This is a genomic window from Rhodoferax ferrireducens (genome assembly GCF_049302455.1).
GTDB classification, from domain to species: Bacteria; Pseudomonadota; Gammaproteobacteria; order Burkholderiales; family Burkholderiaceae_C; genus Rhodoferax; species Rhodoferax ferrireducens_B.
This window is the reverse complement of record NZ_JBAQMD010000040.1, coordinates 31,812-47,647: the sequence shown is the minus strand read 5'-3', so window position 1 is coordinate 47,647 and position 15,836 is coordinate 31,812. Positions and strand designations below refer to the sequence as shown.

The following is a 15,836-nucleotide window of genomic DNA, read 5'->3' as shown; positions in this document are numbered from 1 at the left end:
CATCAAAACGACAAATCACCCAGGAGACAAAAATGTCAGCAGTTCCCGAGAATTTGGCCGGCGCAGCAGCGCCTGACGTCGACAGCCAGGAAACCCGTGAATGGATGGATGCGCTATCGGCCGTCATCGAGCGCGAAGGCCCTGAGCGCGCCCATTTTTTGCTGGAGCAGTTGCTTGAGCATGCGCGCCAAAGCAGCATCGACATGCCGTTTTCGGCCAACACCGGCTATGTCAACACCCTGGAGCCGGATCAGGAAGAGCGTTGCCCCGGCAACATCGAAATTGAAGAACGCCTGCGCGCCTACATGCGCTGGAATGCCATGGCGATGGTGGTTAAAGCCAACCGGCATCACCCCGTGGACGGTGGCGATCTGGGCGGGCACATTGGCTCTTTTGCCTCGCTGGCCCATATGTTTGGCGCCGGTTTCAACCATTTTTGGCATGCCGAGAGTGAAAACCATGGTGGCGACTGTCTCTATATTCAGGGTCACGTGGCACCCGGTGTCTATGCCCGTGCCTACCTTGAAGGCCGTTTGACTGAAGAGCAACTGCTGAACTTCCGCCAGGAAACCGGTGGCAAGGGCCTGTCCAGCTACCCGCACCCCAAGCTGATGCCCGAGTTCTGGCAGTTCCCCACGGTGTCAATGGGCCTCGGGCCGTTGATGGCGATCTACCAGGCTCGCTTTCTGAAATACCTGCACGCCCGTGGCATTGCCAACACCGAGAACCGCAAGGTCTGGGTGTTTTGTGGTGATGGCGAAATGGACGAGGTGGAGTCCCTGGGCGCTATCGGTCTGGCCGCGCGCGAAAAACTCGACAACCTGATTTTTGTTATCAACTGCAACCTGCAGCGCCTGGACGGCCCGGTGCGTGGCAACGGCAAGATCATTCAGGAGCTCGAAGGCACCTTCCGTGGCGCGGGCTGGAACGTGATCAAGCTGCTGTGGGGCAGCAACTGGGATCCGCTGCTGGCGCGTGACAAAGACGATGCTTTGCGCAAGGTCATGATGGACACGCTCGATGGTGACTACCAGACCTTCAAGTCCAAAGACGGCGCCTATGTGCGTGAGCATTTCTTTGGCCGCGACCCGCGCACGCTGGCGATGGTGGCCAAGATGAGCGACGACGATATCTGGAACCTGCGCCGCGGCGGCCATGACCCGCAGAAAGTGTATGCCGCCTACCATTCGGCGGTCAATCACAAGGACCAGCCGAGCGTGTTGCTGATCAAGACCGTGAAGGGTTTTGGCATGGGCAAGAGCGGTGAGGGCAAAAACGCCGTGCACCAGACCAAAAAACTGACCGATGAAGACATCAAGATCTTCCGTGATCGCTTCAACATTCCGATTCCGGACAGCGAGTTGTCCAAGCTGCCCTTCTACAAACCGGCCGATGACACACCCGAGATGAAGTATCTGCACGAGCGTCGCAAGGCACTTGGTGGCTACCTGCCGCACCGGCGCACCAAAGCCGACGAGCATTTCACCGTGCCGGCGCTGGAAGTCTTTAAAGCCGTGCTCGACCCGACCGCCGAAGGCCGCGAAATCTCCACCACGCAAGCGTACGTGCGCTTTTTGAGCCAATTGCTGCGCGACCAGGCGCTGGGTCCACGTGTCGTGCCGATTCTGGTCGACGAGGGCCGCACCTTTGGTATGGAAGGCTTGTTCCGCCAGATCGGCATCTACAACCCGGAAGGCCAGAAATACACCCCGGTCGATAAAGACCAGGTCATGTATTACAAGGAAGATGCCAAGGGCCAAATGCTGCAAGAGGGTATCAACGAAGCCGGCGGCATGGCGAGCTGGATTGCGGCGGCCACCAGCTACTCGACCTCCAACCGCATCATGGTGCCGTTCTACGTGTACTACTCGATGTTTGGCTTTCAGCGCATCGGCGACCTGGCCTGGGCGGCCGGCGACATGCAGGCGCGCGGTTTCCTGCTGGGCGGCACCTCCGGGCGCACCACGCTCAATGGCGAAGGCCTGCAGCACGAAGACGGCCACAGCCACATTCTGGCCAGCACCATTCCCAACTGCATCAGCTACGACCCGACCTTTGCGCATGAGGTGGGCGTCATCCTGCACCACGGCTTGAAGCGCATGGTCGAAAAGCAGGACAACGTCTACTACTACATCACGCTGCTCAATGAGAACTACCCGATGCCGGGCTTGAGTGCGGGCACCGAAGAGCAGATCATCAAGGGCATGTACCTGTGCAAGGCGGGTGCAACGGCTGCCAAGCAGCCCACGGTGCAGTTGCTGGGCTCTGGCACCATCCTGCGTGAATCAATTGCCGCCCAGGAGTTGCTGGCCAAGGACTGGGGTATCAGTGCCAATGTCTGGAGCTGTCCCAGCTTCAACGAGCTGGCGCGTGACGGCCAAGCCTGTGAGCGCCACAACCTGTTGCATCCGGCGCAGGCGCCCAGCGTGTCGTTTGTCGCCCAACAGCTCGAAAAACACGCCGGCCCGGTGGTGGCCGCCACCGACTACATGAAGGCTTATGCCGAGCAGATTCGCTCCTTCATCCCCAAGGGCCGCACCTTCAAAGTGCTGGGCACCGACGGGTTTGGCCGCAGCGACTTCCGCTCCAAGTTGCGTGAGCACTTCGAGATCAACCGCCATTTCATTGTGGTGGCGGCGCTGAAAGCGCTGAGTGAAGAAGGCACGCTGCCGGTGGCTAAAGTGGTTGAAGCGATTGCCAGGTACGGTATCAAGACCGATAAGGTCAATCCCCTGTACGCGTGATCTGAATCACCTGCTGCCTTGTGACACCACGCCCTGCCGCATGCCAGCAGGCCGGGGTTGGCGGCAGTGGCGCAGCAGGTTTCATAATGAGAGGGCGGCACGCTTGCCTTGCCCGTTAACTGAATAAATAAGGAGACATGTATGTCCTTAATCGAAATAAAAGTCCCGGACATTGGCGATTTTGATGAAGTTGCAGTGATTGAACTGCTGGTCAAGCCGGGCGACACCGTCAAGGCTGAACAAAGCTTGATTACCGTCGAGTCCGACAAGGCGTCGATGGAAATTCCGTCGTCGTCGGCTGGCGTGGTCAAGGAGCTCAAGGTCGCTTTGGGCGACAAGGTCAGGCAAGGCTCATTGTTGTTGTTGCTGGAGGTGGCTGATACCGAGGGTGCCGCAGCTGCAGCACCGGCCGCCGCGGTGCCGGCACCAGCCCAGGAATCTAAGACAAATCAGGCTGTAGCCCCCGTCCCTCCTGCGCAATCCGCTATTAATGTAGTAGCAACTGGCGCGGGCCCTGTCGAGGTACGCGTGCCTGACATTGGTGACTTCAAGGATGTGACAGTGATTGAGGTCATGGTCAAGGTGGGCGACGCTGTCCGGTTTGAGCAAAGCCTGATTACCGTGGAGTCTGACAAGGCATCCATGGAAATTCCGTCCAGCGCGGCGGGCGTGATCAAGGAGCTCAAGGTCAAACTCGGCGACAAAGTCAATATTGGCGACCTGCTGGCGATTCTGGAAGGCACCGCGCCGGTTGCTACGGCCGCAGCTGCGCAGGCTTCAGCGGCAGCCGCTGCACCGGTGGCCTCGGCAGCGGTTGCTGCTGTTGCACCAGTTGCTGCCGTGCTGGCCGTGCCCGCGCACATCCCCACATTGGCCCCGCTGGGTCTGCCCCACGCCTCGCCGTCGGTGCGCAAGTTTGCCCGCGAGTTGGGCGTGCCCCTGGATGAGGTCAAAGGTACGGGTCTCAAAGGTCGCATCACTGACAACGACGTGCAAGCCTTTACCCGCTCGGTGATGAGCGGCGCGATTCAAACGCTGGCTGCTCAGGCGCAGCCCAAGGCAGCCGCAGCCGCTTCAGGCACTGACGGCGCCGGCCTGGGCCTGATCCCGTGGCCGAAAGTGGACTTTGCCAAGTTTGGCCCGGTCGAGCGCAAGGAACTCAGCCGCATCAAGAAAATCAGCGGTGCCAACCTGCTGCGCAACGCGATCCTGATTCCGGCCGTGACCAACCATGACGACTGTGACATCACCGACCTGGAAGCCTTCCGGGTTTCAACCAACCTGGAGAATGAAAAGTCCGCGAAAACTGGAGTTAACGCAAGCGTTAAGGTCACCATGCTGGCCTTCCTGATCAAGGCCTGCGTGGCCGCGCTCAAGAAATACCCCGAGTTCAACAGCTCGCTGGACGGCGACGCCCTGATCTACAAGCAGTACTACCACATCGGTTTCGCGGCGGACACGCCCAACGGCCTGATGGTGCCGGTGATCAAGGATGCTGATCAAAAAGGCATCATGCAAATCTCGGTCGAGATGGGCGAACTGGCCAAAAAGGCGCGTGATGGCAAGCTGAGCCCGGCCGAGATGACCGGCGCGAGCTTCACCATCAGCAGCCTGGGCGGCATTGGCGGGCGCTATTTCACGCCCATCATCAACGCGCCTGAAGTGTCGATTCTGGGCGTGTGCCGCTCCACCATCCAGCCGGTGTGGGATGGCAAGGCGTTCCAGCCACGCCTGATGCTGCCGCTGTCGCTTACCTGGGACCACCGCGTGATTGACGGTGCCGCTGCGGCCCGCTTCAATGTCTATCTGGGCCAAATCCTGGGTGATTTCCGCCGGGTGTTGCTCTAGAACCTTGCGGGTCAGACCACTTTGCGCAGCAAACGTGCTCTGACCCCGACATACTGAAACCTTGCGGGTCAGACCGCAGTTACGCGAAACGAACCAGCTCTGTCCTCAACTGATTGGAAAAAATATGGCACTTATCGACATCAAAGTCCCCAACATTGGCGACTTCGCCGAAGTCACCGTCATCGAGCTGCTGGTCAAGCCCGGTGACACCGTCCGGGCCGAGCAAAGCCTGATCACCGTGGAATCCGACAAGGCGTCCATGGAAATTCCCTGCAGCCACGCGGGCGTCGTCAAGGAGCTCAAGGTTGCGCTGGGCGACAAGGTTTCTGAAGGCTCGGTGTTGCTGGTGCTGGAGGCGGCAGAGGCTCCTGTCGCTCCAGATATCAAGCCAAATCAGGCTGTAGCCCCCGTAGCGTCTGAGCAGGCAGCTACACAAACAGTAGCGTCTCCAGCTGTAAGCGCGCCCACCCCAGTCGCCACTGCCGCCAGCTATGCAGGCGGCGTCGATCTGGACTGCGATTTGCTGGTGCTCGGCGGCGGCCCCGGTGGCTATTCGGCTGCTTTCCGCGCGGCGGATTTGGGACTCAAAGTCATCCTGGTCGAGCGTTACGCCCAACTGGGCGGTGTCTGTCTGAACGTCGGTTGCATCCCGTCCAAAGCGCTGTTGCACGTGGCCAGCGTCATTGACGAAGTGTCACACCTGACGGCGTTGGGTGTGGATTTTGGCGCGCCCAAGATCAATGTGGACACCTTGCGCGGCCACAAGGAAAAGGTTGTCGGCAAACTCACCGGCGGCTTGGCCGCCATGGCCAAGATGCGCAAGGTCACCATCGTTCGCGGCTACGGCGCGTTTGTGGGCGCCAACCACGTGCAGGTCGAAGAAACGACCGGCACATCCCAGGAGAAAACCGGCAAGACGCAAACCATTGCGTTCAAGAAGTGCATCATCGCCGCCGGCAGTCAAGCCGTGCGCTTGCCGTTCATGCCAGACGATCCCCGCGTGGTCGACAGCACCGGTGCCTTGGCCTTGAGGGAAGTCCCCAAGCGCATGCTGATTCTGGGCGGCGGCATCATCGGCCTGGAAATGGGGACGGTCTACAGCACGCTGGGTGCGCGTCTGGATGTGGTCGAAATGCTCGACGGCCTGATGCAGGGCGCCGACCGCGACCTGGTCAAGATCTGGCAGAAAATGAACGCCAAGCGTTTCGACAACATCATGCTCAAGACCAAAACGGTTAGTGCCCGCGCGCTACCTGAAGGCATTGAAGTCACTTTCGCAGCAGCGGAGGAGGGCGTGAAAGTGCCCGAACCACAGGTCTACGACCTGGTGCTCCAAGCCGTGGGCCGCACGCCCAACGGCAAGAAGATCGCCGCCGACAAGGCTGGTGTCGCCGTCACGGACCGTGGCTTCATCAATGTCGACATCCAGATGCGCACCAACGTGCCGCACATCTTCGCCATCGGCGACATCGTGGGCCAGCCCATGCTGGCGCACAAGGCGGTGCACGAAGCGCATGTGGCCGCCGAAGTGATCGCAGGTGAACTCCAAGGCAACAAGGAACTGGCCAGCGCCGCCTTCAACGCCCGCGTCATCCCCAGCGTGGCCTACACCGACCCCGAAGTGGCCTGGGTCGGCCTGACCGAAGACCAGGCCAAGGCGCAGGGCATCAAGGTCAAGAAGGGTCTGTTCCCCTGGACGGCGTCCGGCCGCGCCATTGCCAACGGCCGCGACGAAGGTGTGAGCAAGCTGCTGTTTGATGACTCTCCTGAAGCGCACGGTCACGGAAAAATCCTTGGCGGCGGCATGGTCGGCACCCACGCCGGCGACATGATCGGCGAGATTGCGCTGGCGATTGAGATGGGTGCTGATGCCATCGACATCGGTAAGACCATTCATCCGCACCCCACGCTGGGCGAGAGCATCGGCATGGCGGCGGAGGTGGCGCACGGCAGTTGTACGGATCTGCCACCGGCGCGGAAGTAGTCTCTCGTCCCCTCCAATGTGAAAGCCCGAACTGTCACAGGTTCGGGCTTTCTGTCTTCTGAGGGGCAAGCTACACAGACTCTGCGGTGCTGGCCACGGGATTGCGCGCCGGTGACCCTGCAATGCGGCAAACCTCAGGGGCCGATGCCGGGGTGGCTGGCGCGCTTCTCCCGCATGCGCTCCGCAATCAAGCTGACTTTACCGTCGCTGTCTTGGCTCTCGAGTCGCACCGTGAAGCCCCACAGGTAGGCAACGTGCTCCATCACCGCCTTGCTCGCCTCGTCCAAGGGCCGGCGCTGCTGGGAAAAGTGGCGCAGGGTCAGCGAGCGGTCGCCGCGTAAATCGACGTTCCAGATCTGGATATTGGGCTCCAGGCTGCCCAGGTTGTATTGCTCGGACAACTGGTGGCGCAAGGCCCGATAGCCGCTTTCATCGTGAATCGCCTGGATCTGCAACTTGGAGCGCGCATCATCATCGAGCACCGAAAAAAAGCGAAAGTCACGCATGAGCTGGGGCGAGAGATATTGGGCGATGAAGCTCTCGTCTTTGAAGTTCTGCATCGCGAACTCCAGGCTCTCGCGCCAGTTGGAGCCGGCAATGTCAGGAAACCACTCACGGTCTTCAGCGCTTGGGTTTTCGCAGATGCGGCGAATGTCGCGCCACATGGCGAAACCAAGTGCGTAAGGATTGATGCCAGAGTAATGCGGGCTGTTATAGGGCGGCTGGTAGATGACGTTGGTGTGCGATTGCAGGAATTCAAGCATGAAGCCGTCGGACAGGCCGCCCTGGTCATAGAGCGTATTGAGCAAGGTGTAATGCCAGAATGTGGCCCAACCTTCGTTCATGACCTGGGTCTGGCGCTGGGGGTAAAAGTACTGCCCGATCTTGCGCACAATTCGAATGATCTCCCTCTGCCAAGACTCCAGCAGGGGCGCGTTTTTCTCAATGAAATAGAGCAGGTTCTCTTCGGGCTCGGCCGGAAACCGGGCCTCTTGTTCGGTTCGGTCCGCTTCCGGGCGTGGCGGCACGGTGCGCCACAGGTCATTGACCTGGCTCTGGAGGTAGTCCGAGCGCTCTTTTTGTCGCAGCGTTTCCTTGTTCAGGGAGAGTCGCGGCGAGCGCTTGAAACGGTCGACGCCCAGATTTTGCAGCGCGTGGCAGGCGTCAAGCAGCTTTTCGACCGGGCCCACGCCGTGTCGCTCTTCGCACTGGGCAATGAATTTCTTGGCAAACACGAGGTAGTCCACGATGGCATCGGCGCTGGTCCACTGTTTGAACAGGTGGTTGCCTTTAAAGAAGGAGTTGTGACCATAGGCCGCATGGGCGATGACCAAACCCTGCATCGGCAGCGTGTTTTCTTCCATCAGGTAGGCAATGCAGGGGTCCGAATTGATGACGATCTCGTAGGCCAGACCCATTTGGCCGCGTTTGTAGCGGTTCTCGGTGGACAGAAAATGCTTGCCGTAGGACCAGTGGTGGTAATACACCGGCATGCCGATGGAGGCGTAGGCATCCATCATCTGCTCGGCGCTAATGACCTCCAGAATGTGGGGGTAGCAATCAAGCTGGTAATCGGCCGCCACGAGGCCAATAGCCTCGTCGTATTGCTCCAGGGCGGCAAAGGTCCACTCAGATCCGGTGGGCAAAGCGGGGCTTGATTTTTGCGCCATGATGGCCCTCAGATCTTTTGCTTGAAAAGATCGCGAAACACAGGGTAAATATCGGCCACTGCGGTAATGCGCCGCATCGCAAAATGGTCCGTATGGCCCGCCTCCAGTCTGGAGTATTCCTCCCACAGGTTCTGGGGTGGGCCATCGGTGATTTCGATATAGGCGAAATACTGCGTCAAGGGCAGCAAGGACTGCTCCAGCAGCTCGCGGCAATGCGCCGAGTCATCATTCCAGTTGTCACCGTCAGATGCCTGAGCGCCGTAAATATTCCATTGGTTGCTGGGATATCGCTCGTTGATGATTTTGTACATCAGCTCCAGGGCACTGGAGACCACCGTGCCGCCGGATTCGCGCGAGGTGAAGAATTCATCCTCGTCAACCTCGGCCGCGACCGTGTGGTGGCGAATGAACACGACTTCAATGCGCTCGTAATTTCGGGTCAGAAACAGATAGAGCAACATAAAAAATCGTTTGGCGATGTTCTTGCGTTCTTCGTCCATGGAACCCGAGACGTCGAGCAGGCAGAACATGACGGCCTGCGTGCTGGGCTGCGGCACACGAATGCGGTTGTTGTAGCGCAGATCAAAGGAGTCGACGAACGGCACCTTGTCCATCTTGGCGCGCACGCGCGCAATCTCCTGGCGCAGACGTTCCAGCTCCGGGTCGTCGTCGGTGAGCTTGTCTTTGAGTTCGTCGAGCTGCGCCAGCAAGGCGCGCAGCTGCGCCGTGTAGGGCCCGCCGACGGCGATGCGCCGGCCGGCGGCGCCGCGCATGGTGCGGGCGAGGTTGATATTGGTGGGCACGCCGCTCTGGGTGTAACCGGCCCGAATGCGCCGATATTGTTCGATCTGGGCCAGATGCTGCTTGACCAGATGCGGCAGGGCCAGCTCGTCAAAGAAAATGTCCAGAAACTCGTCTTTGGTCAGCGTGAACATGAATTCATCAAGGCTCTCGCCGTCCTTGCTGGCTTGACCGCCACCGCCGCCGGCGCCACCGCCCTTGGGTCGATCCACCTGCTCGCCGCGGCTGAAGCGGTCGTTGCCAGGCCGCACCGTCTCCCAGATGCCGCCGTGACCATGGGCAAACTGCGGCTCTTCGATGTCTTTGCCGGAGATACCGATTTTTTCACCGTTGTCGATATCGCGAATGCCTCGCTTGTTGATGGCGTCAGCCACCGCTTTGCGAATCTGGCCCTTGAAGCGTTCAATAAAGCGCCCGCGATTGACCGAGCTCTTGTGCTTGCTATCGAGGCGGCGGTCTACGATATGCAATGGCATGGGGTATTCCGATTCAAATTGAGTCTCGGCATCCGTCGGGTCGCAAAACTCAGGAGGACTTGCGCACGCGCAGATACCATTCGCACAGCAGGCGCACCTGCTTCTCTGTGTAGCCCTTGCTGATCATCCGGTTCACGAAGTCTTTGTGTTTCTTCTGTTCGTCGCCACTGGCCTTGGCGTTGAACGAAATCACTGGCAGCAGTTCTTCCGTATTGGAGAACATCTTTTTCTCGATGACCGCACGCAGCTTTTCGTAAGACGTCCACGGCGGGTTTTGACCCTCGTGTTTGGCGCGGGCGCGCAGCACAAAGTTGACCACTTCGTTGCGAAAATCCTTCGGGTTGGAGATGCCGGCCGGTTTCTCGATCTTCTCCAGTTCGCTGTTGAGGGCGCCACGGTCCAGAATCTCGCCGGTGTTGGTGTCGCGGTACTCCTGGTCCTGAATCCAGAAGTCGGCGTAAGTCACATAGCGGTCAAAGATATTCTGGCCGTACTCGGAGTAGCTCTCCAGATAGGCGGTCTGGATCTCCTTGCCAATGAACTCGGCGTAACGCGGCGAGAGGAATTCCTTGAGGAAGCGGGTATAGCGTTCCGCGACCTCAGCCGGGAACTGCTCCTGTTCAATCTGCTGCTCCAGCACATACATCAGATGCACCGGGTTGGCGGCGACCTCGCGGTGGTCGAAATTGAACACGCGCGAGAGAATCTTGAACGCAAACCGGGTCGATAGCCCGGTCATGCCTTCATCCACGCCGGCAAAATCGCGGTACTCCTGGTAGCTCTTGGCCTTGGGATCGGTGTCCTTGAGGTTTTCGCCGTCATAGACCCGCATCTTGGAGAAGATGCTGGAGTTTTCCGGCTCCTTGAGCCGCGACAAAACGGCAAACTGCGCTAACATCTTGAGCGTATCCGGTGCGCACGGGGCCTTGACCAGCGAGGAATTGGCCAACAGTTTTTCGTAGATGTGAATCTCGTCCGACACGCGCAGGGAGTAGGGCACCTTCACGATGTAGATGCGGTCAAGAAAAGCCTCGTTGTTGCGGTTGTTCTTGAAAGTCAGCCATTCGGCCTCATTGGAGTGCGCCAACACCAAGCCGTCAAACGGAATGGCGCCGAAGCCTTCAGTGCCCTTGTAGTTGCCCTCCTGCGTAGCGGTCAGCAAGGGGTGCAGCACCTTGATGGGTGCCTTGAACATCTCGACAAATTCCAGCACGCCGCGATTGGCCAGGCACAGGCCGCCCGAGAAGGAATACGCGTCGGGGTCGCTTTGGGAGTAGGTTTCAAGCTTGCGGATGTCAATTTTGCCCACCAGGGAAGAAATGTCCTGGTTGTTCTCATCGCCGGGCTCGGTCTTGGAAACAGCGATTTGTGACAGCACCGATGGGTGCAGCTTGACCACGCGAAAGCGGGTGATGTCGCCGCCGAACTCATGCAGACGCTTCACCGCCCACGGGCTCATGATGGTGCCGAGGTAACGCCGCGAAATGCCGTAGTCGTCCTCCAGTATTTGCGCGTCTTCCAGCGGATTGAACAGGCCCAGGGGCGACTCATGCACCGGTGAGCCCTTGATGGTGTAGATGGGCACAACTTCAATCAGGGCTTTGAGCTTCTCTGCCAGCGACGATTTGCCGCCGCCGACCGGGCCCAGCAGGTACAGAATTTGTTTTTTCTCCTCCAGCCCTTGCGCGGCATGGCGGAAATAGGAGACGATCTGCTCAATCACTTCCTCCATGCCGTAAAGGTCGCGAAACGCCGGATAACGCCTGAGCATTTTGTTGGCAAAGATGCGCGACAGCCTGGGGTCGGTGCGGGTATCGACCAACTCGGGCTCGCCAATGGCCCGCAGCATGCGCTCGGCAACGGTGGCGTAGGCGGTGGTGTCGCGTTTGCAGAGATCCAGGTAGTCCTGGATCGACATTTCTTCTTCCTTGGCGGCCTCAAAACGACCTTGGTAACGTGCGAAGACATTCATGACGAATCTCCTTTTGCAATCGGCGGGCTTCACCCGTGTGAACCACGCGCTTTTCGAATGAAGTAATTCATCATAGTCACTTATGGAATTTGACACTGGAGAAAAGGATAAGAAAAGGCCTTGGTCAACGGGTCATTTTTTTTGCTTAGGCTGGTCAGAAGAGGGCACCGGCCCCACCCTATAAAAGCTTGACTTGAGTCAGCTTAACATTGGCTGTTGCCAGGCCTCCTCAGTGGACGGCCATTCTTCTATCCACGCAAGCAGGTGAAAGACCAATGACCAATACCCAATCGAGCAAAAGTGATATGTCCAACCACCCCCTGCAGTCACACCCCTGCCACACATCAGCGGCATTCACGGATGCACTCGGCAAGCCGGGTCGCGCAGCAGATGATGCTTCGCGCCGCCTGTTTCTGTGCAGCCTGAGTGCCTTGGGTTTGTCAGCGTGCGGCGGTGGCTCCGGCAGTTCAGCCGCAACCCCAACCGGTGCTGCGACCGATACTGCAACCAGCACTTCGGTCGGCACTTCCACCGTTACCGACATCACCGCGGACATTCTGGCCAACCAGAATGTCACGCTCAGTGGCGATGCCGTCATCCGCCTGCCTGCGGGCACCAGCACCTACACCGGGGTGATCTCGGGCAAGGGAACGCTGGCGCTGGCGGCCACCGGTGGCACCGGCAGCCCCAGCACCCTGGTCATCACCCAGGCCAGCACCTTCACCCTGCCCGATGCCCAGCAGGTGGCCGTGGTCACGAAAACGACCTATCCTGGTGCTGGCTACGCGCTGACGATTGCCGGGGCCAACCCGCCAGTGCTCACCATCAACGCCGGGGTCACGCTGCAGATGGGCACCAACACCGCTGCCGACAGCAACCCCAACATCATCGCCACCTCCGACAGCAAAAACACGGCCAGCTTGGTCAATGGTGAGGTGAACCTGAACCACATCCAGAACAACGGCAGCATCGTGCTCAGCAGCGCGCAATTCATTCTGCTGGGGCGTATCAGCGGCAGTGGCCCCGTCTTGCAAGGCGTGGGGGTGTGGGGTGGTAACTCACTGCGTGGGGTCAATCCCTTTGGCGGTGTTTTGTCGCTGACCACCGGGCATGACTTCGGCAGCAACCATGTGGCGGCTTCCATCCCGAACGCGAAGGCTGTGCTCAACGAGGGTTCCTGGCTGGTCTGGAGCCCGCCGGGCAGCGTGGTGAGCGTGTCGCAAAACATTTACGAGGCTGCTTATGGCAACGATGTCAACTTTCACGCCATTGGCAATTCCACCATCGTCATGTCCGGCATTTACAGCCACACTGACAACAGCCCGCACAACATCCCGAATGTGCTCAATCCCGGCTTGAGCAATCCGGCCCTGAACTACGCCAAAGCCATCTACCGCAACGGAGTGAACAACGGCAACGATGCCAGCTACCGTGGAGTCAACATTGAATCCGGCGCAGGCACGGTGCAATGGGGCGACGGCACGCATGCCAATTTCTTCCTGCCCTCGGCACCGTCGCCTGCCGAGCCGTATCCGGCGCTGGGCGCGAAGAACGCCTACATCAACCTGCGCGGCAGCACGCTGGCTTTCAACTACAACGCCCCGGTGACCCTGAACATCGGCATCAGCGGCGGTGGCGGCGGCCCACACCGCGGGGGTGAAACCGGCTGGGGCAACGTTACCCTCATGCCTACAGCGGGCAACGACGTGACCTTTGCCCAGCCGCAGAACTACAACGGCACCACCACCATCGGCGTCAATGCCATCCTGCGTATCGGTGCTGGCAAGACCGTGCCACTGAACTACATCACCGTCAATGCAAGCAGCAATTCGACCGTGCTGCACGCCACCTACAACGGTGACAGCAGCCTGCTGACAGCCGAGTCCAGCGGTGGTCTTGCGACCAATGCCATCGTCAACGCGGGCCAGTTGATCATCCAGAACACCACCACCGACATCATCCTGTCCAACATCAGCGGCAGCGGCAGTCTGGTGCACAACGGTGCCGTCACTGTCACCCTGCGCGACAACAGTTACAGCGGTGGCACCACCCTCAACAGCGGCAGGCTGCTGGTGGGCAGCGCCAACGCGCTAGGCACTGGCAACGTGGTCAACAACACTGCTTTGGCGCTCAGTGGCACGCGCGCGCTGACGTTGGGTGGCGGCTTCCAGCAGGGTAGCAGCGCCAACCTGACCCTGGCCATCGACGGCGCCAGCCCAGGGGTAACGCATGACCAGTTGACGGTGACCGGCACAGCGGTGCTCGGCGGCACACTGACGCTGAATTTCACCGGCAGCTACGCCAGCGGACAGAAATTGCTGCTGATCCAGGCCGCCAGCATCAGCGGCAGCTTCAGCACCCTAACCAGCCATGGTGCCGCCGTCGTGGGTGGGCAGGATGCGACCGGCTTTTACGTCATCGTGCAATAGCGGCAATAGCCCGTCTGCATACACCGAACTTGCCAATACCGTGCGCATGAGGATGACTCTGCCTTGGAAATTGGCTTCTTGCGCCCGTGCAATAAGCGTAGGGAGCTACAACTTTGATAGCAACAACAGGATACCCATCCAACCTCAAGCGCGCGCTGGACAAGGGGGTGGACGTGGTGGGTGGCATCCCGCACTTTGAACGAACCATGGCGGATGGGGCTGTCAGCGTCAAGCCGCCCGTGTCATGGGTCTGGTGAATTGCGGGCTGGACGTGGGTTGCAACGCCGACTTCGTGCTGCTGCAAGCCCGCGCCCCGGGCAGATGGCTTGGATGCAAAACGACGAGTAGCCCGGGATTACTGCACCGGCAAAGGCCGTGGCCCCTGATGGCCTGTCACGGAACTTGAACGCCGTGAAGGCGTGATGTCAACTCCTGCACCGTCATCGCTTTGGCAAACAGCCAGCCCTGGTAAACCTCGCAACCGTATTGGCGCAAAAAAGCCAGCTGGGCATCGGTTTCCACCCCCTCGGCGACCAGTGTCAACCCCAGACTTTTGGCCAAGGCAATGATGGCCCGGGAAATGGCGACGTCATTGGCGTCGTGGGGAATGCCGTCCATGAAGCTCTTGTCAATTTTGAGCTTGCTCACCGGCAGGGCCTTGAGATAGGCGAGCGACGAATAGCCGGTACCAAAGTCATCCAGGGCGATGCGGCAGCCCAAGCCCACCAGGGCATTGAGCTGTTCGCGCGCCTGCGCGGGCTGCGTCATGGCCACCGACTCGGTGATTTCAATGTCCAGCCATTGGGCCTGCGCGCCGGTGCGCGCCAGTGCTGCGCGTACCTGCTCGGGCAGATTGCGCTGGCGAAATTGCTGCGCCGAAACATTGACGGCCACCCGCAAGGGCGTGCCGGCCCGAGTCCAGGCGGCAATTTGCTGGCACGCCGTTTCCAGCACCCAGTCCGATAGAGGCAAAATCAGGCCGGTGGCCTCGGCAACCGGTATGAACCTGGCCGGAGACACATGGCCCAGCTCCGGGTCCTGCCAACGCAACAAGGCTTCTGCCCCCACGATCGCACCACTTTCCACGTCCACCTGAGGCTGGTAATGCAACTGCAAAATTCCTTGGGCCATGGCTTCTTTCAGCCGTGTATGCAGCCGCATGTTTTCGTGCCCGCGCAGGTCCATTTCCTGCGAATAGCAGGCATAGCCTCCGCGCCCGGCCGTTTTGGCCTGGTACATGGCCATGTCAGCGTAGCGCAGCAGGGTGTCACTGTCCTGCGCATCGTCTGGATAAAAAGCCAGACCCAGACTGCCGCCGGAATAGACATCCTGGTCTTGCAGCCGGTACGAGGCCTGTAGCGACAGCAAGAGCTTGCTGGCCACACGCACCGCTTCATCCACATTTTTCATATCGGCGAGCAGAATGGCGAACTCGTCGCCGCCCAGGCGCGCCAGCGTGTCGTTTTCGCGCAGGATGCTGCGGATACGAGTGCCGACTTGCACCAGCAGGGCATCTCCGGTGGTATGCCCAAAACTGTCGTTGACACTTCTGAAGTAGTCCAAATCCAGAAACAATACCGCCACTCTCGAACCGCTGGGGGTGTCGATTCCGATGCAGGATAAGCTCAAGGTCCTGGCAGACTGGCTGCAAGTCAGCCCTGAGGAATTGCGCTATGGCGTGGCGGTGGTGGCGGCGCACGACATCCAGGATGGCGATTGCGATACGTCGATCCTGAACATGCAAGACCGTGAAATGCTCAAGCGCTACATGGTTTTGTCAGCAGAAGATCGCAAAACCGTGCGCGATGTGGTGACGGCACTGTTCCTGGCTTCCAAAGTGAAAGCCCAGGATTGAGGTGGCGTGAACTGGGTAAAAATGCAGGTATGTCAATTTCGCCAGCGCGAGAATAGT

Annotated in this window: 10 protein-coding genes; 6 read left to right on the top strand and 4 right to left on the bottom strand. The window is 59.6% G+C overall.

All coding sequences use genetic code 11. The features are described 5' to 3' along the window. Positions 1 to 32: 32 nt before the first annotated feature. From aceE to lpdA, 3 genes are all read left to right on the top strand, one after another. Positions 33 to 2,744, top strand: coding sequence for a pyruvate dehydrogenase (acetyl-transferring), homodimeric type (gene aceE, locus WA157_RS07370; RefSeq protein ID WP_422620332.1), 2,712 nt, complete (start codon positions 33 to 35; stop codon positions 2,742 to 2,744). 141 nt (positions 2,745 to 2,885) lie between these two features. Beyond that, the gene (gene aceF, locus WA157_RS07365) at positions 2,886 to 4,592 is read left to right on the top strand and encodes a dihydrolipoyllysine-residue acetyltransferase (protein ID WP_422620331.1); all 1,707 of its coding nucleotides are present in this window, start codon (positions 2,886 to 2,888) and stop codon (positions 4,590 to 4,592) included. Between the two features lie 124 nt (positions 4,593 to 4,716). Then, on the top strand, positions 4,717 to 6,576 hold the full coding sequence (gene lpdA / locus WA157_RS07360; RefSeq protein ID WP_422620330.1) for a dihydrolipoyl dehydrogenase: 1,860 nt from the start codon (positions 4,717 to 4,719) through the stop codon (positions 6,574 to 6,576). A 134-nt stretch (positions 6,577 to 6,710) separates the two neighbouring features. On the opposite strand, the gene WA157_RS07355 is transcribed toward lpdA, so the two are convergent. The 3 genes from WA157_RS07355 to WA157_RS07345 are packed head-to-tail and all read right to left on the bottom strand — an operon-like array spanning position 6,711 to position 11,495. Further along, positions 6,711 to 8,246, bottom strand: coding sequence for a SpoVR family protein (locus WA157_RS07355; protein WP_422620329.1), 1,536 nt, complete (start codon positions 8,244 to 8,246; stop codon positions 6,711 to 6,713). Positions 8,247 to 8,254: 8 nt separating this feature from the next. Further along, positions 8,255 to 9,523, bottom strand: coding sequence for a YeaH/YhbH family protein (locus tag WA157_RS07350; protein WP_422620328.1), 1,269 nt, complete (start codon positions 9,521 to 9,523; stop codon positions 8,255 to 8,257). A 49-nt stretch (positions 9,524 to 9,572) separates the two neighbouring features. Next, positions 9,573 to 11,495: a PrkA family serine protein kinase gene (locus tag WA157_RS07345; protein ID WP_011464509.1), complete on the bottom strand. Its 1,923-nt coding sequence runs from the start codon at positions 11,493 to 11,495 to the stop codon at positions 9,573 to 9,575. Between the two features lie 305 nt (positions 11,496 to 11,800). Between WA157_RS07345 and WA157_RS07340 the strand changes: the two genes are divergently transcribed. After that, positions 11,801 to 13,924 carry a beta strand repeat-containing protein gene (locus WA157_RS07340; protein ID WP_422620327.1) on the top strand — a complete coding sequence of 708 codons (2,124 nt, stop codon included), beginning with the start codon at positions 11,801 to 11,803 and terminating at the stop codon, positions 13,922 to 13,924. Between the two features lie 113 nt (positions 13,925 to 14,037). Further along, positions 14,038 to 14,181 (top strand): hypothetical protein, encoded by a 144-nt coding sequence (locus WA157_RS07335; RefSeq protein WP_422620420.1) that lies wholly within the window; start codon positions 14,038 to 14,040, stop codon positions 14,179 to 14,181. A gap of 136 nt (positions 14,182 to 14,317) precedes the next feature. Here WA157_RS07335 and WA157_RS07330 read toward each other — a convergent pair whose 3' ends face one another. Continuing rightward, positions 14,318 to 15,508 carry a putative bifunctional diguanylate cyclase/phosphodiesterase gene (locus tag WA157_RS07330; RefSeq protein ID WP_422620326.1) on the bottom strand — a complete coding sequence of 397 codons (1,191 nt, stop codon included), beginning with the start codon at positions 15,506 to 15,508 and terminating at the stop codon, positions 14,318 to 14,320. Between the two features lie 28 nt (positions 15,509 to 15,536). Between WA157_RS07330 and WA157_RS07325 the strand changes: the two genes are divergently transcribed. After that, positions 15,537 to 15,779, top strand: a complete 243-nt coding sequence (locus WA157_RS07325) for a hypothetical protein (protein WP_422620325.1) — start codon at positions 15,537 to 15,539, stop codon at positions 15,777 to 15,779. The last annotated feature ends 57 nt before the right edge of the window (positions 15,780 to 15,836 follow it).